We start from the raw sequence: 22,629 nt of genomic DNA, 5'->3' as shown, positions 1-22,629 counted from the left end.
AGAAAGGCGCAATAACATGAGATACATGCCATACGGAGACCCTGAACTGTCGGATGAAGCCCTTCATCCGACGTCATTCTTCGACTTCGACCATCCAGAGGTGGAGCAATTCACCAAAGATGCGGTCGGGGGGGAAACGGATCCGGTTCAGCAGGCCATCCGCCTATTCTACGCTGTCCGCGATCAGGTTCGGTATGATATGTACGGTGTTTCCATCGACCCGGACCGCTTTCGCGCCAGTGATGTGGTGGCGCGAAAGGCGGCCTTTTGCATTCCCAAGGCTTCGCTGTTGGTGGCGTGTTTGCGTGGGGTCGGAATCCCGGCGGTCATCGGCACCAGCGATGTGGTCAACCATTTCACAACACCGAAGATGGAGCAGGCCATGCAAGGGCGAAATGTGTTCATGCATCACGGCTATGCGACGATGTTCCTAAATGGTAAATGGGTCAAAGCAGTTCCGGCCTTTAACAAAGAGCTTTGCGAAAAGATGGGCGCAGCCCCGACCGAGTTTGACGGGCAGTCCAACGCATTGTTGCAGGAATACGATGCTGAGAGAAATCTTCGGATGAGTTATCTGAAGGATCATGGCCATTGGACCGACTTGCCGATCACGCGAATAAGCGATGATTTTCAAAACTATTATCAGCCCGGCTTTTTCGAAGTGGCCTAGGGTCAGGGTGCATTGATTTTCAATGCGCTGTACGAATGTCGGGTCGAAGAATCAATTCGCCTTTCCGGGAACTCTGCTACCTGATCTGTGTTCACGACCGAAGCGGCTCGGTTTGAGTATACAAGATCACGACGCCTGTTTGCGGAAAGCCGATGGCGGGCGGCCTTCGCGCTGCATAAAGACCTTGTACATGTGAGACGAATCGCAGAAGCCCGTGCTGAGGGATATCTCGGACACGGAATCTTGTGTGTTGATCAGCAGGTCCTTGGCCTTTTCGACCCGGATCAGGTTCATCACCTCATACGGCGTCAGCCCGAGTTCTTTTTTGAATCGCCCTTCCAGTGTCCGACGGCTCATCCTGAGCGTGCTCGCCAGGTCTGAGATTTTGATGCCGTTCTCAAGGTTTTGCTGCATGATGACCAAAGCGCGCTGCAAAAGGTTGTCTTGCGTGGACAGTTGCAGGGGCAGATTGGGTTGCGCCTTGCCGCCGTCATACACCTCATCGACGATCAGGATGCTCAGACTTTTTCGGGCATACCTTCGACCGATGTGTTTTTCGACAATAAAGGCCGCCAGATGTGCCGCACTGCTGCCACCTGAACAGGTCAGCCGATCTCGATCCACGACGTATATTCGATCCGAGACCGGCTCAAGCCCTTCAAAACGTTCCAGAAAATCCGCTCTGTGAAACCAGCTGACGCAGCATTTATAGCCGTCCATCAATCCCGCATCGTGCAGAATGAAACTGCCGGTACACAGCCCCACCAAAGGGACGCGCGCCGCGGCCGCCTTTTGCAGGAACTTGTTGAACTCGATGTTCTTGGATTCGATATGTTCAACCAGCCCGCCGACCACGACGATGTAGTCAAAATCCTTGGGATCGCCAAAGCGGTCTTCCGGATAAATACGTAGGCCGCAACTGGCGTGGACCGGTTCAAGATCGGGGGACAGGATGCGCCACTTACACCGGATCGGGCGACTGCTGTCGCCCGCATCTGCCGCGAGTCGCAGCACATCCACAAAGCTGGAAAATGCGGTCAGCGTGAAGCGATCGGCCAGGATGAAGCCGATGGAAAGCTGCCGGTTTGATGGGGTCTGTCCGTCCGCCATGAGATCCTTACCGCTTGCGTGCGCAAAAATACCACGAGTGCTGCGCAACTTTACAAGGTTAAAAGCTCGTTTTGGATTAGGCAACCATCTGATCTAGGAGGCAGCCGTGCAAAAGTATTCCGCTCTATCAATCGTTCGTGATGCCCTTACCGGGTATCGCAATGTTCAGCCGCAGTGGCCTGATGCCGAACTGAAGGACAGCTATGACGTTGTGGTCATCGGTGCCGGTGGGCATGGCCTTGGCACGGCTTATTATCTGGCCAAGGAACATGGCATCACCAATGTTGCGGTGATCGAAAAAGGCTGGCTGGGTGGCGGCAACACTGGCCGGAACACCACCATCATCCGCTCGAACTACCTGTATGACGAAAGCGCACGGATGTTCGATCACGCGCTGGACCTGTGGGATGGGCTGAGCCAGGAACTGAACTATAACCTGATGTTCTCGCAGCGCGGCGTGATGATGCTGGCACATAACGTGCATGACGTCCAAAGCTTCAAGCGCCACGTCCACGCCAACCGTCTGAACGGTGTCGACAACGTCTGGCTGACCCCGGAAGAGGCCAAGGCCAAATGTGAGCCGCTGAACATTTCGAAAAACGCGCGTTACCCGGTGATGGGCGCGGCCTTCCAGCAACGCGCGGGTACTGCGCGCCACGACGCCGTGGCTTGGGGTTATGCCCGTGCCGCTGCGTCGCGTGGTGTGGATATCGTTCAGAACTGCCCGGTTACTGAAATTCGCCGCGATGCCAATGGTAATGTCATGGGTGTCCAAACCGCTCGTGGTTTCGTGCGCGCCAAGAAAGTTGCTGTCTCGGTTGCTGGCAACACCACACCGATCATGGAGACCGCAGGCGTACGTCTGCCGCTGGAAAGCTACCCGCTGCAAGCGCTGGTCAGCGAGCCGATCAAACCGATCTTCCCCGGCGTTGTGATGTCGAACGCGGTTCACGCCTATCTCAGCCAGTCCGACAAGGGCGAGCTGGTGATTGGTTCGGGTACGGACCAGTATGTTTCGTATTCGCAGCGTGGTGGTCTGCCGCTGATCGAACACACTCTGGCTGCGATCTGCGAGGTCTTCCCGATTTTCCGCCGGATGCGGATGCTGCGCAAATGGGGTGGTGTCGTCGACGTGACCCCCGACCGTTCGGCCATTGTCAGCAAGACCCCCGTTGGTGGCCTGTATCTGAACGCCGGTTGGGGCACAGGTGGCTTCAAGGCGACGCCGGGTGCGGCGCACACCTTTGCCCATACCGTTGCGCGGGATGAACCACACCCGATCAACGCCCCGTTCTCGCTGTCGCGGTTTGAAACCGGACGCCTGATTGATGAAGCCGCCGCTGCGGCTGTTGCCCACTAAGAGGTGTGACATGCTTTTGATTCGCTGCCCCTATTGCGACGAATACTTCCCCGAACTCGAGTTCGAATACGCAGGCGAGGCGCACCTTGAGCGCCCCGAGGACCCCTCGACGCTGAATGATGGTGAGTGGAAGGACTACCTTTTCACCCGCCGCAACGTGCGCGGTCTTCATGCTGAACAATGGCGTCATGCCCATGGCTGTGGTCGGTACTTCAATGTCGTGCGCGACACCGTCACCGACAAAATCATCGCGACCTACAAGATGGGCGAACCTTGCCCCGTGGACCTGAACGAGGAAAAGATCAATGGCTGAGTTCCGCGTCGCAAACAAAGGACGGATCAACCGTCAGAAAACCGTCAACTTCACCTTTGATGGTAAGACCTATAGCGGCTTTGAAGGCGATACCGTTGCGTCCGCCTTGCTGGCGCATGGCGTCCACCTGATGGGCCGGTCGTTCAAATACCACCGCCCGCGTGGCCCGGTCACTGCGGGTTCGGAAGAGCCCAACGCCCTGATAGGCACCTCTCGCGGCACCAAAGATCAGTTCGAACCGAACACCCGCGCAACCGTGCAGGAAATCTATGACGGTCTGCAAACCACCAGCCAGAACAAATGGCCCTCGCTGGCCTTTGACATTGGTGAGGTGAACGACAAGCTGTATAAATTCTTCGCGGCGGGCTTCTACTACAAAACCTTCATGTGGCCGAAATCCTTCTGGGATAAAGTTTATGAGCCGTTCATTCGCGGTGCTGCCGGTCTTGGCGTTTCGCCGACCGAGATTGACCCCGACACCTATGCCTCGCGCTATTCGCATTGCGACGTGCTGATCGTCGGCTCGGGTGCCGCTGGTCTGGCCGCTGCACTGACTGCTGCGCGCAGCGGTGCGCAGGTTGTGCTGGTCGACGAGAACCCGGAATTGGGTGGATCGCTGCTGACCGAGGACGCGATCGAGATCGACGGCGTTGCTGTAGGTGAGTGGGTCGAAAAGGCCCGTGCCGAGCTGGAGGGCAAATCCAACGTCCAGATCCTGACCCGGACCACTGCGATTGGCTATTACCATGAGAACATGGTCGCGCTGGCGCAAAAGCTGACCGACCACCTGGCCGACGTCCCAAAAGACGCTCCGCGCGAACGGATGTGGCGTGTACGGTCGAAAGAAGTCGTGTTGGCGCAGGGCGCGCTGGAACGTCCGTTGATGTTCGACGGCAATGACCGCCCCGGCGTTCTGCTGGCCGGTTCGGCGCAGACCTATCTGAACCGTTACGGCGTTCTGGTTGGTCGCAATGTTGCTGTTGCCACCAGCCACGACTCCGCCTGGTACGCCGCGTTTGACATGGCCGATGCCGGTGCCAAGGTCTCTGCCATTGTTGATGTACGCGCCGCCGTAGACGCCGCCTTGGTCGAGGCTGCTAAACAGCGCAATATCGACGTCTATCTGGACCACACCGTCACCCACGCCAAAGGCCGTCTGCGCGTCAAAGGTCTGCGGATTGCCAAGCAGAACGGTGCGGGCAAACCCACCGGGGCAAAGGTTGTCGATTGTGACGCAGTACTGATGAGCGGCGGTTGGACCCCCTCGCTGCACCTGTTCTCGCACACCAAGGGTAGCCTTGTGTGGGACGAACAGCAGGGCGTCTTCCTGCCCGGCGAAATGACCGAGAGATGCCACATCGCAGGGGCCGGTCGCGGCCACTGGGGTCAGCAGAGCGCGGTTGATGACGGTGTTGCTGCGGCCAATGCTGCACTGACTTCGTTGGGTCTGGGTGCGCAAGAGGCAGCCTTTACCGTTGCCAAGGATCGTCCGGGCACTGGGCTTGCAGTCAAGGAACTGCCGACCGATGCCAATGCTGCAACGGCGCGTGCGTTTACTGACTTCCAGAACGACGTGACCGCCAAGGACATTCGTCTGGCCGTAAAACACGGGATGCGCTCAATCGAGCACATCAAGCGCTTTACCACCAATGGTATGGCGACCGATCAGGGCAAGATGGCAAATATGAACGGCCTGAAAGTGGCTGCTGACCAGCTTGACCGCCCGGCCCCCAAGGTTGGTCTGACCACCTTCCGTCCGCCTTACACGCCCACCACCTTCGGCACCTTTGCAGGTTACCACAAAGAGGGCCTGTTCGAAGTGACCCGTAAGACCCCCATCGACAGCTGGGCCGAAGAAAACGGCGCAGAGTTCGAGCCGGTCGCGCTGTGGCGCCGTGCTTGGTATTACCCGCAGAAGGGCGAGGATATGCACGCCGCCGTGGCCCGCGAATGCGCGGCAACGCGGAACTCGCTGGGTATGTTCGACGCGTCGACGCTGGGTAAGATTGAGGTCGTTGGCCCCGATGCCGCCGAGTTCATGAACCGGATGTACACCAACCCCTGGACCAAGCTGGGCATCGGCCGCTGCCGCTATGGCCTGCTGCTGGGCGAAGACGGGTTCATCCGTGACGATGGTGTAATCGGCCGCATGAGCCAGGATTGCTTCCACGTCACCACCACCACCGGTGGCGCGGCGCGTGTTCTGACCATGATGGAGCATTACCTGCAAACCGAATGGCCTGACCTCAACGTCTGGCTGACCTCGACGACCGAGCAATGGGCAACCATCGCTCTGAACGGCCCCAACGCGCGCAAAGTGCTTGAGCCGTTTGTCGAAGGCATGGACATCTCGGGCGAAGCGTTCCCGCATATGTCGGTGTCGGAATGCACCGTCGCAGGGTTCGAAGCGCGTCTGTTCCGCATCAGCTTTACCGGCGAGTTGGGCTTTGAAGTCAACGTACCAGCTCAGCATGGTCGCGCACTGTGGGAGAAGCTGCATGCAGAAGGTCAGAAATACGACGTCTGCGTCTATGGCACTGAAACCATGCACGTTCTGCGGGCCGAGAAGGGTTATATCATTGTCGGTCAGGACACTGACGGCACGGTCACCCCTGCGGATGCCGGTCTGACTTGGGCTATCGGCAAGAAGAAACCGGACTTCGTCGGCAAACGCTCGCTGGATCGTCCTGACATGCTGGTCGAGAACCGCAAACAGCTGATTGGCCTGCTGACCGACGACCCGAATACCGTTCTGGAAGAGGGCGCGCAGATCGTCGAGCATGGCGACACCGCGATCCCGGCCAAGATGATCGGTCACGTCACCTCGTCCTATTGGAGCGCGGCGCTGAACCGGTCGATTGCCATGGCAGTTGTCGAGGGCGGCTTTGGGCGTGACGGCAAAACCGTCGACATCCCGATGCCCGGCAAGACCTTCACCGCGAAAGTCACCGGAACCAATTTCTACGATCCTGACGGATCGCGGATCAATCTCTGAGAAGGGCAGAAGATATGACTCAGCTCAATCAAAAATCGGACCTGCAGGTGCAGGATCTGCCCTTTGAAGGCAAATTCAGCCTGCGTTGCCGCTCGGACAATCTGGCTGCTGTTGGCAAAGCGCTGGCGTTGGACCTGCCGACCCGCATCGGTGATGTGGTCGAGGCCGGTGGCCGCAAGGCGATCTGCCTTGGCCCGGACGAATGGACGATCTTCTGTTCTGACGAAGATCGCCCCGCGATCCGCAAAGCGGGCGAAGACGTCTATGAGGCCGCGATCCACAGCCTTGTCGACGTGTCGTTCCGCGAACTTGGTCTGTCGATCTCGGGTGCAGACGCTGCCGCGCTGATCAACACCTCCTGCCCACGTGATCTGAGCGCCATTGCGGTTGGCCGTGGCACGCGGACAGTGTTCGACACCGCTCAGGTCGTGCTGCTGCGCGAGGGTGAGAACGCGTTCCGCATTTATGTGTGGCGTTCGTTCTACCCGCATGTGCGCCAGTTGCTGAGCGTCGGCGAAACCGAACTTGCCGTGGGTCTCTGACCCTCGGCACACCCCTAAAATCGACTGAAACTTACAATTGGGAGGCCCCCGATATGTCTATTGCTGTCTCGATTCCCAGCGACTCCGAAATTGAAGAAGCGATCAACGCTGAACTGACCCGCCAGATGGATCAGATCGAACTGATTGCCTCCGAAAACATCGTGTCCGAGGCTGTTCTGAAGGCTCAGGGGTCCGTCCTGACCAACAAATACGCCGAAGGCTATTCCGGCCGCCGCTACTATGGCGGGTGCGAGCATGTTGATACGGTCGAAGATCTGGCCGTGAACCGCCTGAAAGAATTGTTCGGCGCGGGTTACGCAAATGTTCAGCCTCATTCCGGGGTACAGGCGAACCAGGCGGTGTTTCTGGCGCTGCTGCAACCGGGCGACACTTTCCTGGGCATGTCGCTGGCTCATGGCGGTCACCTGACCCACGGCTCCCCCGTGACCATGTCGGGCAAGTGGTTCAACCCGGTCAGTTATGAGGTTGATCCTGAAACCCATCTGATCGACATGGAGCAAGTCCGCGCCAAGGCGCTGGAAACCAAGCCCAAGCTGATCCTGGCTGGTGCGTCGGCCTATCCGCGCCCGATCGACTTTGCCGCCTTCCGCGCCATTGCCGATGAGGTTGGTGCTTATCTGATGGTCGACATGGCCCACTATGCCGGTCTGGTTGCAACTGGTGAGTACCCCAACCCTGTACCGCACGCGCATGTTGTGACCTCGACCACGCACAAAACTCTGCGCGGACCCCGTGGCGGGATCATCCTGACCAATGACGAGGCACTGGCCAAGAAATTCAATTCGGCCGTGTTCCCGGGAAATCAGGGTGGCCCCCTCATGCACGTTATCGCCGCCAAGGCGGTGGCCTTTGGCGAGGCGCTTCAGCCCGAGTTCAAGACCTACTGCGCGAATGTCATTGCCAACGCCCGCGCGCTGAGCGATGTTTTGATCGACGGTCAGCTGGGCATCGTTTCCGGCGGCACCGACACGCATATGGTTCTGGTCGACCTGCGCCCCAAAGGCGTGACCGGTAAGGCGGCTGAAGCGGCGCTGGAGCGCGCAGGTCTGACCTGCAACAAGAACTCGATCCCGTTCGATCCGGAAAAACCATTCGTCACCTCGGGCATCCGTCTGGGTTCGTCGGCGGGAACCACCCGTGGCTTTGGCGAAGACGAGTTCCGCCAGATCGGCACCATGGTACTGCGCGTAATCGACGGGCTGGCGGAGACGGCTGGCGAAGGCGATCCGCAGATCGAGGCCAGCGTCCGCGCCGAGGTCAACGCGCTCTGCGCCCGGTTCCCGATCTACGGGTAACCCGTGCCGGGGCTGATGCGTCTGAACTGACAGGAGATAGAAATGTTTCTGAGTATCTTCGACATCTTCAAGATCGGCATCGGCCCGTCGAGCTCTCATACAATGGGTCCGATGACAGCGGCGGCAGAGTTTCTGCAACAGCTGTCCGGGCGCGTTGAAAAAGGCGAGGTGCATCGTTTACGATCCTCGCTGCACGGGTCCTTGGCGTTCACCGGCAAAGGCCACGCGACTGACCGTGCGGTCATCCTTGGGTTGGCCGGTTTCGTTCCGGCCACGCTTGACCCGGATCAGGCAGAACGCGAACTGGCGCGTATTCAGGCCGAAGGGACCATATTCAACGATCATCTGGGCCGGGTGCAATTCGCACCCGATCAGGATGTGATCTTTGACTATGACGAAAACCTGCCCGGTCACGCCAACGGGATGCGCCTCTGGGCGGAGGATGCCGATGGCAATACTGTGTTTTCTGAGGTCTATTACTCAATCGGCGGTGGCTTTGTCCTGACCGAGGCCGAGCTTGAGGCACAACGTGCCGAGGAAGGCGACTCCGCGCCAGAGATTCCGAAGGAATGGCATTATCCGCATCCGTTCATTCATGCGGCGGACATGCTGGAGATGGGGAAGCGGTCCGGCAAAACCATCGCGCAGATGAAATACGACAACGAGGTCGCGCATCTGAGCCAAGAGGCGGTTGACCAGCAGATCGACGACGTCATCGCAGCCATGGACAGCTGCATTGACCGCGGCCTGACAGAACGAGGCATCCTACCCGGTGGTTTGGACGTCAAACGCCGCGCGGCTGATCTGCACGAAAAGCTGATTGCTGAACGCGACAGCAACCTCAAACAACCGCACACCGCAAATGAATGGATGTCGGTCTATGCGCTGGCTGTGAACGAAGAGAACGCAGCCGGTGGTCGTGTGGTCACGTCGCCGACGAATGGCGCGGCGGGCGTGGTCCCTGCGGTTCTGCGCTACTATCGCGAACACTGTGTTGGCGCTACACAAGAAGGTGAGCGCGACTTTCTGCTGACCGCCTCCGCCATCGGGGCGCTGATCAAACTGAACGCCTCGATCAGCGGGGCCGAGGTTGGCTGTCAGGGTGAGGTCGGTTCGGCCTCGTCGATGGCAGCGGCCGGTTTGTGTGCTGCTTTGGGCGGGACTAATGAGCAGATCGAGAACGCCGCCGAAATCGCGTTGGAGCATCATCTGGGTATGACCTGTGACCCGGTTGCCGGGCTGGTTCAGGTCCCGTGCATTGAACGCAACGCAATGGGTGCGATCAAGGCTGTGTCGGCGGCATCCCTGGCCTTGCGCGGCGATGGCAGCCATTTCATGCCGCTGGACAACTGCATCGAGACAATGCGCCAGACCGGTTTGGACATGAGCAACCGCTACAAGGAAACGTCGCTGGGAGGGTTGGCGGTCAACCTTCCTGAATGCTGAGTTGACAGAAAGAGCTTTGCGCAAATTTACACGGTAGCTGCGGAATCGTAATATCTACAGTCCCGCGTTCTGTCTTAAATGAACCATCACAATGAAACGATACTCCGCCTGACCCGATGAGGAGGATCATCGTAAAAACTGAAATGACTGGTTCATGATCGTAATCGCGTGGACTCCGAGACTACTGATCACCACCTACATTCCGCGGGCTTAACATTTGCCGTTGGAACTGTTTCTGGGGCTCTGATCAGAAGCTGAAAAGGTCGCCCCAGACCTTTGGCGGCGTGCAATTCCCTCTCCCCTCCCAATGAATTGCACGCCGCTCCAAGCCTATGGGTGTTTCATCGCCATGATGAAATCGCGGCGGTTTGCCGACCGTGTTTCGTAGTCGCTGTTAGGGAACGCAACAAAGGACTGCTGGCAAGTGCAAGACAATGCAAGACATGTAGAGACACCGGCAATTTTTCCAATCATCTATGACGATGAGCCGAAAGACGTGTACTTCTTCTTGCTGCCGAACCTGACCATGCTCGCTTTTAGCTCGGCGATTGAACCGTTGCGAATTGCCAACCAGATCACCGGGAAACAGCTATACAATTGGGTCACAGTCGCAGAAGAAGACACGCCGGTCTTGTGCTCGAACGGGGTGCCGATCACCCCCAATTTTGGCCGGGTTGATGCCCGCGCAGGAAGTCAGGTTTTCATCTGCTCGGGCAATGAACCGCAAAACAACATCAGCAAGGATGTGATCGCCTGGATCAGTCGACAGGTGACACGTGGTTGTAAGATCGGCGGGATTTGCACTGGCGCGTTCGCTTTGGCTAGTGCCGGGTTATTGGACGACAAGAACTTTACGCTGCATTGGGAATACCAGGGCGTTTTCCGCGAGCTGTTTCATGATCTGAGCCCGACCTCAAACCTGTATGAAATCGACGGGACCCTGATGACATGCGGCGGAGGGGTTGCCGCAACCGACATGATACTGAACATGATCGAGCGGGACCACGGCACGCGCTTGGCCAGTATCGTTGCGGATATGTGCCTGCATCTGCGTGTGAACAGTGATGACACGCCTCAGAGAACGGTATTCTCCAGTGTATCCGAGAGCAGAAATACCTTCATTTCCCACGCAGTTGACATCATGGAAGCCGAGGTGGAAAACCCGCTTTCCACCAAAGAGATTGCAGAAAGGGTCGGAGTTTCTATTCGTCAGTTAGAGCGATTGTTCAACCGATACGCCGGCAAGCCCCCGGCGAAGGTTTACAATGACATCCGACTGGCCCGGGCAAGCAAGTTGCTGTCAATCTCAAATATGCGGCTCATCGACATTGCCACTGCAACGGGGTTCGGAAATTCGGCGTCTTTTTCTGCGCATTTTAAAAGGAAATATGGAATCTCGCCGTCAAAATACAAGCGGAGTTGGCGGACTTAGTTTTGGGGCGTTTCTGTTTGGTTGGCGATGCGTATTCCATCCTTAAAGCACATCGTAATCTGGCAAACGGTCTGTCAGGAATGAATAGGACTCTCTGGCCTGCTGTAGCCTGTCCTTGGTGACTGTCAGACGGCGGAAATCCTCGGCCGTTTCCGCAAATCGGACGGGTTGCGTGTTTTCATCCATCCAGGGCTCACAGAATATCGAATTGCCCCAAGTGGGTCCCGCGCGGTTCAGGGACAGGAAGAAAGTCTGGTTCTCCATCGCGGGGGTTGTCGCAAAGCTGTGCCACGTCTCAAAGGATTCGTCCCGATAATAGGCCCCACAGTGCAGTATGAGATCGACGCCGTGTTTCAGGGTCAGCGAGCGGGACATTTCCGGTATCCGAATATCGTAACAAATGATTGGGGAAATCTTGAAACTCTTGATATTGAACGTAAAAATATGATCGCCCGCTACGAAATACTCCTTCTCCATAGATGCGCCATACTGGCAGAGGTGAAGTTTGTCGTAGTGTCCCACAAGGCTGCCATCCGGCGCGACGACGGCAATCGAGATATGAGTACCCGCCTGTCCCTGACGCGCAAAGCTGTAAGACACATGGCACCGATGCTCCATGGCGACAGCACGCCATGTCTGGAAAGAAGCCCCATCCAACGGTTCCGCAATTTCATCCAGACGGTCAAACGCCGCACGCGAGTAGTCGGTGCTGGACAGCTCGGGCAGAACCACAAGATCGGCAGGTTGTGCGCTGAGCTGGGCGCGCACTTTCCGGCTGGAGTCTGCAAGATGTTCATCCCGCGCGGCAGCAGATTCAGTGGCTGGAATGTCAATTTGGCACGCCAACAGGGACAGGGTGTCATCCGAGTTCATTGTCTTGCCTTCTATCGCGGAAACGCGGTTTGGTCTTCAGTTATCCAGATCGGGCGTGTTGCTGCGTTCGGCGAGCGAGGTCGCGTTTAGCCGTGTCTGGAACAGGTTCAAAAGCGCGCTCTCAGCCCGGCTGAGGCGCGCCGTTCTGTGGTGAACCAAGTGAATATCTATTGCAAGACTGTTTTCGTAGGGCGGCAACCGCCAGAGCTTGCCGGTGGCGACATGTTTCTCGGCAATATGAACGGGCAGGGGTCCGAACCCAAGCCCCGCGGTGATCATCCGTCGGGCCTCGTCCAGATCTGACGTATAGCCGATCACCATGTTGTCCAATTTGTGCTGCGCGCGCAGCAAGGCCACGGGGCGCAAGGCATCCCATAAATGGTCGGTGCGAAACGAAACCGATGTGTGATCCCGCAAGTCGTCCAGCGATAAGCTGTCTTTTCCGAACAATGGGTGACTGGGGCCGCAATAGAAGCCAAAGTAGGTCCGGTACAGAATGTCAGTTTCCAGATTGGGTTGCGCATCATTCACAAGGCACACCCCGAGGGATGCGGTTTTGGCCAATACAGCCTCGCGCACGCCCTTGCTCGACATGACCTCAATGTCAAACTGGACTTCGGGGAACTGGCGGTGAAATTCTGCCAGCACGTCGTCAAAGAACGCGTTTTCGACACGGCTGAGCAAGGCAAGCCTGACTGTGCCGGTCACTGTATCCTCGGTGCCTTGCGCTGTCTGGATGGCGCGCGCCAGACTGCCGAAGGTCTCAAGACACTCCTGATACAAAGCCTGTCCCGCCGGAGTGACGCGAAAATGCGATGGGCTGCGATCTATGAGCACGGTGCCGATTTGCGCCTCTAACCGTTGAAGCGCCTGACTGACGGAAGGTTGACGCCGCATCAGCCGTTTCGCGGCAAGTGTGATGCTGCCGTCCTGAACTACAAACATGAACGTGCGCAGCAGGTTCCAGTCCAGTTGCCGGATCACTTCGTCCTGATCAGCTATCGGTTTCATTGATTTCATCAATAACACACGCTCATATTATCTATTTGATCCATGGCGCGTTCTAACACAGTCTTTGCAAAACACCCCCCACTTTCGGATATCAAAGCGAGAAGACCCGTGAGGACATCAAATCTGTTCTACCAGAGCCGCGCGCGCCGACCCGAGGTCGAACGCGCCGAAGGGATCTATATCTGGGACAAGTCCGGCCAGCGTTTTATCGACGGGTCTTCGGGCGCGATGGTCAGTAATATCGGTCATTCCAACCCTCAGGTTCTTGCCGCGATGAAGGCGCAAATGGACAGCGCGACCTTTGCCTATCGGCTGCATTTCGAAAACGCCCCAGCGGAAAACCTTGCCACGGCGATAGCCGAGCGCACGCCCGAGGGATTGAACAAGGTGTTCTTCGTGTCCGGCGGGTCAGAGGCGGTTGAATCTTGTGTAAAGTTTGCCCGGCAATGGGCGGTTGCTTCGGGCAATGACAGCCGATGGAAAGTGATCTCGCGCTTTCCGTCCTATCACGGGTCAACTCTGGGGGCATTGGCTATCACCGGCTATGGGCCGCTGACAGATGCGTTCGCACCGCTTTACAAGGAGATGCCGAAAATCCCGGCGCCGACGTGTTACCTGGACCGCGACAACCTCTCGGATCACGACCGGGGGCTGAAATATGCCGAGATGCTGCGCGACGAGATCATCGCGCAAGGCCCCGAGACGGTTCTTGCCTTTGCGATGGAGCCTGTTGGCGGGGCCTCGACCGGGGCACTGGTCGCGCCGGACAGCTATTACGGCAGGGTGCGCGAGATTTGCGATGAATTCGGCGTTCTTCTGATCATGGACGAAGTGATGTCCGGTGCCGGGCGAACCGGTGCGTTTCTGGCCTCAGACCATTGGGCGGTCAGGCCGGATCTTGTTGCGCTCTCGAAAGGGTTTGGCGCGGGGTATGCGCCGCTTGGGGCGATGATCGCCGATGAGGCGATGGTCGACACCGTCCTCAACGCGGGTGGGTTTGCCCATGGTCACACCTACGCGGGCAATCCGCTTGCCTGCTCGGCGGGACTGGCGGTTCTGCAAGAAATTGACCGGCTTGATCTGATGGCGAACGCGCGAGCCATGGGGGATGTCCTGATGGCCGGGCTCGAAGGCTTGATGGACCGGTACGCCTTTATCGGGGATGCCCGTGGTAAGGGTCTGCTGACCGCATTCGAACTGGTCTCAGACCGCGAAACAATGGCGCCTTTGCCAAAAACGTGGAACGCGTATGAGCGGTTCGTCGAACTGTGCTACGACCGCAACCTGATCACCTACTCACGCCGAACGCGGGGTGGGGTCGAAGGCGACCATTTCCTTGTCTGCCCGCCGATGATCGTCACCAAACCTCAGATTGATGAGATCGTGTCCATCCTCGATGATAGTCTATCTGCCTTTGCCCGCGAATTTGGATTGGAGCACTGACGTGGCCCGCAAGATCATCCTTACATGTGCCGTAACAGGCTCGATCCACACACCGAGCATGAGCCCTTATTTGCCGGTAACGCCAGAACAAATCGCCACCTCCGCCATCGAAGCGGCCGAAGCAGGGGCCTCGGTTCTGCACCTGCATGCGCGTGACCCGGAAACCGGGCATCCCAGTGCGGATATCAATGTCTTTCGTCAGTTCCTGCCCCGGATCAAGGACTCCACGGACGCGGTCATCAATCTGACCACTGGTGGCAGCTCGCAGATGAGTGTCGAACAGCGTCTGTCGGCCCCGGCAGAGCTTGCGCCCGAGATGTGTTCGCTCAACATGGGGTCGATCAACTTTGGCCTGTTCCCGATGAAAGAGCGGTATTCCGACTGGACCCATGATTGGGAAGAACAATTTCTGGAAAACACCCGTGACACAGTCTTTAAGAACACGTTTCACGACATAGAAACCGTGTTTCGGATGCTGGGAGACGAGGCCGGGGCGCGGTTTGAGTGCGAATGCTATGATGTGGGCCATATCCAGACAATCGCTTTTTACTTGAAGCAGAAACAGATTGTGCCGCCGGTGTTTCTTCAATTCGTCATGGGCGTGCTGGGGGGGATCGACGCCAGCCCGCACAGCCTGATGTATCTCAAGGAAACGGCAGACCGGTTGCTGGGTGACGCGTTCGAGTTTTCCACCCTTGCCGCCGGACGGCAGCAGATGGCGCTTGGCACCATGAGCACCATTCTGGGCGGGCATGTGCGTGTGGGTCTTGAGGACAGTTTGATGATCAACCGGGGGCAATTGGCCACAAGCAATGCCGAGCAGGTCAGGAAAATCCGCAGAATTCTGGAAGAGCTGGGATATGACATCGCAACGCCCGCCGAGACCCGCGCGATACTGGGTCTCAAGGGTGCAGACAAGGTGGGGTTTTGACGAATGAAAGTGTTTTGTGATCAGGACCGACAAGGCCAACACAATCCCAGCGGCTTTTTGGTAAACGGCGTCATGCAGCCCAACCCCGAAACGCCCGAGCGGTTGGACCGCTTGTTGGCCGGAGTCGCCGCGGGTGGTCACGAGGTCCATGCGCCCGAGGATCATGGCCTGTCGCCAATCGCAGCTATTCACAGCCCAGCCTATTTGAAATTCTTGTCCACGGTCTATGAACGCTGGTCCCGTATCCCGGACGCCGCCCCAGAGATTTTTCCGAACGTACACCCGGACAAACGCACAGCCAGCTATCCGCTCTCCGCGGTGGCGCAAGCGGGTTTTCATATCACCGACATGTCATGCCCCATCGGCGCATATACGTGGGAGGCCGCGCGTTGGTCTGCGAACTGTGCCGTGTCCGCCGCTCAGGCCGTGCTTGATGGCGACCGGATGGCATATGCGCTGTGCCGCCCTCCGGGCCACCATTGTTTCAGCGATCTCGCCGGAGGGTTCTGTTACCTGAACAACAGCGCCATCGCTGCACAGCTTATGCGGCGAATCCATGACCGCGTGGTGATTATTGATGTTGACCTGCACCATGGAAACGGGACACAGGGGATATTTTATGAGCGGGATGACGTGTTCACACTGTCCATCCACGCAGACCCCGCACGGTTTTACCCGTTTTTCTGGGGCCATGCGCATGAAACGGGTGAGGGTGCAGGTCTCGGATATAACCTGAACATCCCGCTGCCGCGCGGCACCGGTGACGAGGGGTTCCTCAAAGGTCTGCGCGAGGGGTTGGTACAGGTCGAACAGTTTGCGCCCGGTGCCATCGTCATCGCGCTTGGCCTCGACGCCTACGAAGGTGATCCGTTCGGGGGGCTCAGCGTTTCGACGCCTGGCTTCGCTGAGATTGCCAGAATGCTGGCAGCGCTCGATCTGCCAACAGTGATTGTTCAGGAAGGCGGGTATTTATGTGACGCGCTTGGCGACAATCTACACGCCTTCCTGCAAGGTTTTGAGACGGCTTCAGCTTAGCCCTGAGGTATCAGTTCAGCAGGCAGGTTCTGATAGCATACCGGGCGCAGGAAGCGACGGATCGCCAAGGTGCCGACCGAAGTTGCGCCAAAGTTCGTCGATGCGGGGTATGGCCCGCCGTGGACCATCGCGTCGCAGACCTCGACACCGGTTGGGAAACCGTTGGCCAGAATGCGGCCTGCCTTGCGTTCCAGAATGGGCATCAAGGCTTGCGCCGCGGGCATATCCTCAGCGTCCATATGCAGAGTGCAGGTCAGCTGACCTTGCAGGCTCAGCGCAATCTCTCGCATCTCGGCGTCGGACTCGGCCACGACGATGATGCCCAAAGGCCCGAACACCTCTTCTGCCAGCTCCTCATTCGCCAGCCAGTTTTTGGCGGTGGTCTGATAGAGGAACGGGGAGGCGTCGCGCTGGTCGCACATCGATGTCAGCAGTTCCTGCACGCCGGTCGTTTCCGCGATCCGTTTTTGGCCATTGCGATAGGCCGCCGCAATTCCGTCGGTCAGCATCGTCTGGGATGCCACGTCGGCAAGAGCTTGGCTTGCTGTGGCCGCAAATGCCTCTGCCGCTTCACCCGAGCGCACGATTGCAATGCCCGGGTTTGTGCAGAACTGCCCCACACCCATGGTCAGAGAGGCAGCCCAGCCTTTGGCGACGTCCTCACCCCGTGCCGTCAGCGCGCTGTCTAGAATGAACATCGGGTTGACCGATCCCAGTTCACCAAAGAACGGAATGGGCTCGGGGCGTGCCGCGCACAGATCGAACAGCGCGCGCCCGCCTGCGAGTGAGCCGGTAAACCCAACGGCCTTGATCAGTGGGTGCTGAACCAGAGCCGCGCCTACAGCCTGTGTTTCGCCCTGTATCAGGCTGAAGGTGCCGGGGTGAACGCCGCAAGTCCTGATCGCGGCAGCGATGGCTTCGGCAATGATTTCACCGGTTCCGGGATGGGCCGCGTGCCCTTTGACGACAACAGGGCATCCGGCGGCAAGCGCCGCAGCGGTGTCACCGCCAGCGGTGGAGAACGCCAACGGGAAGTTCGACGCCCCAAACACGGCGACCGGACCAATCGGACGCTGGAAGGTCGTCAGCTCGGGGCGGGGCAGGGGTTGCCGGTCCGGCAGGGCGGCATCGTGACGGTGGTCCAGATAGTCGCCTTCGAGAATGTGAGAGGCAAACAAGCGCAACTGCATGGTTGTTCGTCCACGCTCGCCTTCAAGACGGGCCTGAGGCAGGCCGGTTTCCCTTGAGCCAATATCGGTGATCGCCTCAGCGCGCGCTTCGATTTCATCGGCGATAGCGTTCAGGAAGGCCGCGCGGGATTGTCTAGAGGAATAACCATACTCCCAGAATGCGTCCTCAGCAGCCTGTACTGCGGCATTCACGTCTTCTGCGTTTCCGGACGAAAACGTATGTCCGGAACCAACTGCGGGTTGGGAGGCAAAACTTGCACTGCCCGAAACCCAGTTTCCCGCAATGAGGTGTTTCCCATGGGGGGTAAAGCTCATCTCAGCCTCGCTTTTCGTAACCTGTTTGGATATTGTATCCAATAGAGTGGCCCGAACGGGAAAGCAAGGCGTCCGGTGTTTATGTACATGCGGTCGCAAGAAGTTGAGATGATCAGCCGTCGTCACTCAAGAGCCAGGCAGGCGTGAACATGTGCGAGCAATGTTATGCAAGGCCTGCAGGGCCGTAATGCAGGAATAGGTAGTACTCACGCCTGAAAAAAACCCTTAAATGGCAACTTGTAACATCAACTCCTGTAAAGGATCAGGACAATGAACAACGTTGTAAAAGACACTTTGGGCATCGCAACTGTCGTAGCGGTTACCGGAGCATTTGTTGCTCTGCATTCGTGGCTTTATATTCTCTAAGCGCCGCAGCGGGGCTTAAGGAAAAGTCATTGCAGGGGAGGCCCTAGCCACTAGGGCCGGCTCCGGCCAAAAACGAAAAAGGCGCCCGATTTTCGGGCGCCTTTCGCTTTTTATTCCGCGTGTCTTACTTGCCAAGCAGCAGGTCAGGCAGCCACAGCGACAGCTGAGGTACAAACGTGGTCAACATCAGCGTCGGCAGCCATGCGAACACGATGAAGACCAGCGTGGGCCACAGCATGCGCGAAACCGGCGTGTCACAGATCTGGGCGCCAAGATACAGCAACGGAGCTGTCGGCGGTGTAATGTTGGCCATGCCAAGGTTCACACCGATGATTGCTGCAAAGTGGATCGGATCCACGCCAACGCTCTGTGCGATCGGCAGCAGGATCGGCGTTGCCAGCAGCAGGCCCGAGATATCGTCCATCAGCATCCCGATCAGGATCATCACGACGTTGATCATCAGCAGGATCACAATCGGGTTTTCCGAAACCGAGTAGACCATGTCTTTTGCCAGTTGCGGCGCGCCTTGTGCGATCAGGTTGTCCGAGACGATCAGAACCATGAAGATCATCAGCATAACGACGCCGATGGTCACACCGGAAGTCTGAATGGTCTGAGCCAGCGTCTTCCATGTGAGACCACGGTAGAAGTAGATCGCAACTGGGATCGCATAACACACGGCGATGCCTGCGGCCTCGGTCGGTGTCATGACACCACCATAGATGCCACCCAGAATGATCACCGGCATCATCAATGCAGGACCGGCCAAACGTCCTTTGCCCAGCAATGCTGGCATAAAGGGATCAGGGCGTTCGGTCAGCTTGATGTCATGATACTTGCGCAGCATGAACTGGTTGGTGACGATCAGTAGGCTGATCAGGATGATTGCCGGAATGACTGTCGACAAAAAGCACTTAAGCACGTGTTGCTGAGCCACCCAGCCATACAGAATATGCGATGCGCTTGGTGGGATCAGCAGTCCGAGAGGTGCCGCCGAAACAATCAATGCTGCCGACTGCCCGCCCGGGTAGTTCGCCTTCTTCAGGTGCGGCATCATGATACCGCCGATGCAGGTCAGCGTCGCGTTTGCACTGCCCGAGATCGAGCCGAACACGCCGCAGGCCAGAACGGATGCCGCGTTCAGTCCACCTTTGACGTGGCCGATGAACATCTCAGCCAGCGCGACAAGTGGAGCGGCGATCTTCCCTTTCTCCATGACGCCACCGGCAATCATGAAGAGCGGAATCGCGAGCAGAACCAGCGATCGAATGCCCGTGGCACCCGTCGGCAAAAAGCCCGTCATCGAGATATCGCCGATCAAAGCGATAAAGATCAGAACGGCGCCAAACGCGATGTATACGCTTACGCCAAGCAACAGCATGACGCAGACGATGATGAGACTTCCGGCAATGATCATTTTGCGGCTCCTTTAAGGGTCTCGGATCTCAGGGGAAGTCCAAGCCCCTTACGGATGTGCACATAGAGGTATGCCGCAGTGAACATAGCCATGAAACCAAACGCACACATGATTGCGATGCGCCAGGTAACGAACGGAATGCGCAACACAGGTGTTGAACGCAGACGCGGGAAGGAAAAGTCGTCCAGCAAAGAGACGTAGCAGGCGTAGAACATGAACAGGATGACGACCAATTCAATCACCAGAACGATGAGGTTGCGCCACCAGATCTTCTTGGGATCTGAGATCATGATGCCAAGGATGTCCGCATTGATATGCAGGTTCCGCGCAGAAGCCAAAACGGCTCCGGCAAAAAAGCCGACAATGCTGAAGCCCAAGAGCCATTCTTCGTATGCGAAAAGGTCCCCGTTGAAACCGTATCGAATGACAACAACGGCACCAAAGGTGAAGGCCATCAGGAACCCGCAAAACATGACAATCTGCCTCATGACAAAGGCGATCAGTTTCATGGGGTAGCCGATGATAGGTGGAAGCTCGTCGGTAATTTTCTGCGGTTTTGCGATGTCTTCGTCGGTCGGAATCACTGACGGATTGTGAGCGTCATTCGACATGTTAGTCCCCCCGATTTCTTATTGTTGCGTAGAGCTTATTGTTGCGTAGAGAAAGGGCCGACTGTGCAGCCGGCCCCTCCTGATTCATATGGGTCTTAGTTTTTGCTTGCCAGCAGGCGGTCGATGACGTCCTGACCAACATTTGCGGACATTTTCGGCCAGACGTTCTCCTGAACGTGCGCGGCCATTGCAGCCTGCTCTTCAGGGCTCAGCGTGAGGATTTCATAGCCGCTTTCAACCAGCTTCTCACCAAAGGCCGCGTCGTTGTCACGGTTGTACTGGAAGAAATCGTTGGATGCTTTGGTCATGGCAGCTTCGAGTGCCGCGACTTGCTCATCGTTCAACTTATCCAGGGTACGCTGCGAGGCGTAGTAAGTCGTCAGTTCGATGGCCGAATTATACTCGACGAAGTATTTGCCGACATCGGACTTGGCGAAGATCGAGTAGGTTGCTGTCTTGGTGCAGCAGATGGCGCCATCGACGATGCCGGACTGAAGCGCAGGGAAGATGTCGCCCCAAGCCATGGTGGTGGCTTGATAGCCCAGGGACTCTACCATGGACTTGATGACCGGCGAGGACCAAACGCGAATGTTAACGCCTTTGTCGTCAAAGTTGTTCCAGTTGTCGGGCTTCTGCGTGGCCACGATGCCGACAAACCCTTCGGGGTTCTGAGCCATCACGCGCACGCCGTACTCATCGGTGATCTCTTGCAGGATCGTGTTGAACTCGGAGTCCATGTTCCGCGCAACGCTGTCCATTTCGTCCCAGCCGCTCAGCAGGAAGGGCATCGACAGGAATTCCAGGCGCGGGTCGGTGTCGGCATAGATGAACGCCGCCGCCAGGTCGATGTTACCGCGGGCAACGTCTTCGAACAGAGCTTCACCGGAACCCAGCTGGTTCGCCGGGAAAACTTCGATGGTCAGGCCAACATCTGCTGCTGCCACATCGGCCGCAACCTGTTCCATCATTTTGGTGCCCTGGTGATCAATCGGGAACACGCCTGCGAAGCGAAGCTTCATGTCTTCGGCGAAAGCAGGTGCAGCAAGCTGCAGGGCAAGCGCGCTGGCGGCGACGGTTTTCAGAAGGGTCTTCATAGGTACTTCTCCATGTTGTGAAGGCTGTTGTTCTTCGGAGCTATATGACTAGGGTCTGTTGACAATCAGCGTGCGGCGACGAGCATAGCGCAGAGGTGCCAGTTAGCAGCGTAACTGATGTCGGTCTTGTCGTATCGCGTTGCTATACCTCTGAATTCCTTGATCTTTGCGAAGTAATTTTCAATCAGATGACGCCACTTGTACATGTGGGTATCGTAGTCTCTCAGCATTTTTCGGTTCGATTTTGGCGGGATAACAGCAGTAGCGCCGCGCTCATCAAGGTCTTTCAGAAGCCAATCAGAATCGAAGGCTTTGTCGGCCAGCAAAGCTCCGAAGGAGACATCCTGGATCAGGGGAGCAACTCCTTTCATGTCGTGTGCTTGCCCCGGTAGAAGCAGAAAACGGAACAAGTTGCCGAGCGCATCGACCAGGGCCACAATCTTGGTCGTCAGCCCGCCGCGAGAGCGTCCGATGGCTTGATGCTGAGTCCCCCTTTTGCGCCCGACGCCTTCTGATGGACTTGCACAATTGTTCCGTCGATCAGAGCGTATTCGAGGTCGGGCTCTCTGCTTATAGCATTGAAAAGACTCTCAAACACACCGGCTTTGGCCCATCGACGAAAGCGTTTGAAAACCGAATTCCAGTTACCGAAATCCTTGGGTAGGTCACGCCATGGCGCGCCTGTTCGTACGCGCCAAAGTACCGCTTCCATGAACCGTCGATTATCCTGACCCGTCGCCCCCGGGTCACCGGCCTTGCCGGGCAGGAGCAGCGCCATCTTCTCCCAAAGATCATCCGAAATCACAAAACGGTTTTCGTCCATTCAAACCTCCATTTTGGAAACTTGAATCAGAGTTCAGACAAATTGTGAATCCCAAATGTCAACAGACCCTAGCTTCCTCGTTGGTTTCTGATTCGACGGTAACTTAACTTCTCGCCCAGTGGATATTCAAAGGTCTCACAACACAAATGTCCACGTGCTGAGCGGCAAAAGAAGTGTATCGACGTTGATCAAGTAATCTCCTTCGAGAGGCAGGTTCGGCCTCTATAGATCAGATCGTATCCAAAATCCAAAAAATTCATTGTGAACTTTTGCATCATTTGGCGCTCAGAAAGACAACGCTGATATTACCCCCGGCAGCTAAAGTTTGCACTAAAG

General features: G+C 57.3%; 18 protein-coding genes and 1 pseudogene. 11 read left to right on the top strand and 8 right to left on the bottom strand.

The features are described from left to right. Window positions 1-16 precede the first annotated feature (16 nt). Window positions 17-670: a transglutaminase-like domain-containing protein gene (locus tag ACOQOY_RS21630; RefSeq protein ID WP_420587450.1), complete on the top strand. Its 654-nt coding sequence runs from the start codon at window positions 17-19 to the stop codon at window positions 668-670. A gap of 126 nt (window positions 671-796) precedes the next feature. Here ACOQOY_RS21630 and ACOQOY_RS21625 read toward each other — a convergent pair whose 3' ends face one another. Further along, window positions 797-1,780 (bottom strand): GlxA family transcriptional regulator, encoded by a 984-nt coding sequence (locus ACOQOY_RS21625; RefSeq protein ID WP_420587449.1) that lies wholly within the window; start codon window positions 1,778-1,780, stop codon window positions 797-799. Window positions 1,781-1,886: 106 nt separating this feature from the next. Here ACOQOY_RS21625 and ACOQOY_RS21620 point away from each other — a divergent pair, with 106 nt between their 5' ends. The 7 genes from ACOQOY_RS21620 to ACOQOY_RS21590 all read left to right on the top strand — a co-directional run bounded on the left by ACOQOY_RS21620 (window position 1,887) and on the right by ACOQOY_RS21590 (window position 11,184). Further along, a complete protein-coding gene (locus ACOQOY_RS21620) occupies window positions 1,887-3,140 on the top strand; it encodes a sarcosine oxidase subunit beta family protein (protein ID WP_420587448.1) in 1,254 nt (417 codons plus the stop codon). 10 nt (window positions 3,141-3,150) lie between these two features. Next, window positions 3,151-3,453 (top strand): sarcosine oxidase subunit delta, encoded by a 303-nt coding sequence (locus ACOQOY_RS21615; protein ID WP_420587447.1) that lies wholly within the window; start codon window positions 3,151-3,153, stop codon window positions 3,451-3,453. Further along, window positions 3,446-6,448, top strand: coding sequence for a sarcosine oxidase subunit alpha (locus ACOQOY_RS21610; RefSeq protein ID WP_420587446.1), 3,003 nt, complete (start codon window positions 3,446-3,448; stop codon window positions 6,446-6,448). Before ACOQOY_RS21615 ends, ACOQOY_RS21610 begins: the two co-directional genes overlap by 8 nt. Before the next feature lie 14 nt (window positions 6,449-6,462). Then, window positions 6,463-6,990 carry a sarcosine oxidase subunit gamma gene (locus ACOQOY_RS21605; protein ID WP_420587445.1) on the top strand — a complete coding sequence of 176 codons (528 nt, stop codon included), beginning with the start codon at window positions 6,463-6,465 and terminating at the stop codon, window positions 6,988-6,990. Between the two features lie 53 nt (window positions 6,991-7,043). Continuing rightward, complete coding sequence (gene glyA / locus ACOQOY_RS21600) at window positions 7,044-8,306, top strand: serine hydroxymethyltransferase (RefSeq protein WP_420587444.1); 1,263 nt, start codon at window positions 7,044-7,046, stop codon at window positions 8,304-8,306. A 42-nt stretch (window positions 8,307-8,348) separates the two neighbouring features. After that, on the top strand, window positions 8,349-9,752 hold the full coding sequence (locus ACOQOY_RS21595) for an L-serine ammonia-lyase (protein WP_420587443.1): 1,404 nt from the start codon (window positions 8,349-8,351) through the stop codon (window positions 9,750-9,752). Between the two features lie 424 nt (window positions 9,753-10,176). After that, on the top strand, window positions 10,177-11,184 hold the full coding sequence (locus ACOQOY_RS21590) for a GlxA family transcriptional regulator (protein ID WP_420587442.1): 1,008 nt from the start codon (window positions 10,177-10,179) through the stop codon (window positions 11,182-11,184). Between the two features lie 42 nt (window positions 11,185-11,226). Here ACOQOY_RS21590 and ACOQOY_RS21585 read toward each other — a convergent pair whose 3' ends face one another. Beyond that, window positions 11,227-12,057: a carbon-nitrogen hydrolase family protein gene (locus tag ACOQOY_RS21585; RefSeq protein ID WP_420587441.1), complete on the bottom strand. Its 831-nt coding sequence runs from the start codon at window positions 12,055-12,057 to the stop codon at window positions 11,227-11,229. Window positions 12,058-12,093: 36 nt separating this feature from the next. Then, window positions 12,094-13,068, bottom strand: coding sequence for a LysR family transcriptional regulator (locus ACOQOY_RS21580; RefSeq protein WP_420587440.1), 975 nt, complete (start codon window positions 13,066-13,068; stop codon window positions 12,094-12,096). Between the two features lie 108 nt (window positions 13,069-13,176). On the opposite strand from ACOQOY_RS21580, the gene ACOQOY_RS21575 reads away from it, so the two are divergent. Genes ACOQOY_RS21575 through ACOQOY_RS21565 form a run of 3 tightly spaced genes read left to right on the top strand, consistent with a single transcriptional unit; the run spans window position 13,177 to window position 16,477 of the window. Beyond that, entirely contained in the window at window positions 13,177-14,511 is a 1,335-nt protein-coding gene (locus ACOQOY_RS21575; RefSeq protein ID WP_420587439.1) for an aspartate aminotransferase family protein, read from the top strand. A 1-nt stretch (window position 14,512) separates the two neighbouring features. Next, entirely contained in the window at window positions 14,513-15,442 is a 930-nt protein-coding gene (locus ACOQOY_RS21570) for a 3-keto-5-aminohexanoate cleavage protein (RefSeq protein WP_420587438.1), read from the top strand. Between the two features lie 3 nt (window positions 15,443-15,445). After that, on the top strand, window positions 15,446-16,477 hold the full coding sequence (locus ACOQOY_RS21565; protein WP_420587437.1) for a histone deacetylase family protein: 1,032 nt from the start codon (window positions 15,446-15,448) through the stop codon (window positions 16,475-16,477). Here the strand turns inward: ACOQOY_RS21565 and ACOQOY_RS21560 are convergent. From ACOQOY_RS21560 to ACOQOY_RS21540, 5 genes and pseudogenes are all read right to left on the bottom strand, one after another. Next, window positions 16,474-17,982: an aldehyde dehydrogenase (NADP(+)) gene (locus ACOQOY_RS21560; protein ID WP_420587436.1), complete on the bottom strand. Its 1,509-nt coding sequence runs from the start codon at window positions 17,980-17,982 to the stop codon at window positions 16,474-16,476. The two genes, ACOQOY_RS21565 and ACOQOY_RS21560, sit on opposite strands and share 4 nt — an antisense overlap. 490 nt (window positions 17,983-18,472) lie before the next feature. After that, window positions 18,473-19,765 carry a TRAP transporter large permease gene (locus ACOQOY_RS21555; protein ID WP_420587435.1) on the bottom strand — a complete coding sequence of 431 codons (1,293 nt, stop codon included), beginning with the start codon at window positions 19,763-19,765 and terminating at the stop codon, window positions 18,473-18,475. Next, window positions 19,762-20,376 (bottom strand): TRAP transporter small permease, encoded by a 615-nt coding sequence (locus tag ACOQOY_RS21550; protein ID WP_420587434.1) that lies wholly within the window; start codon window positions 20,374-20,376, stop codon window positions 19,762-19,764. The genes ACOQOY_RS21555 and ACOQOY_RS21550 overlap by 4 nt, the downstream gene beginning before the upstream one ends. 95 nt (window positions 20,377-20,471) lie before the next feature. Continuing rightward, complete coding sequence (gene dctP, locus ACOQOY_RS21545; protein WP_420587433.1) at window positions 20,472-21,470, bottom strand: TRAP transporter substrate-binding protein DctP; 999 nt, start codon at window positions 21,468-21,470, stop codon at window positions 20,472-20,474. A 65-nt stretch (window positions 21,471-21,535) separates the two neighbouring features. Further along, window positions 21,536-22,248: pseudogene (locus tag ACOQOY_RS21540) on the bottom strand (IS5 family transposase). Window positions 22,249-22,629 lie beyond the last annotated feature (381 nt).

It is taken from the genome of Ruegeria sp., assembly GCF_965221235.1.
Taxonomy (GTDB): domain Bacteria; phylum Pseudomonadota; class Alphaproteobacteria; order Rhodobacterales; family Rhodobacteraceae; genus Ruegeria.
Note: the sequence above shows the minus strand (reverse complement) of the source record. Positions and strands in the feature narration are given on the sequence as shown.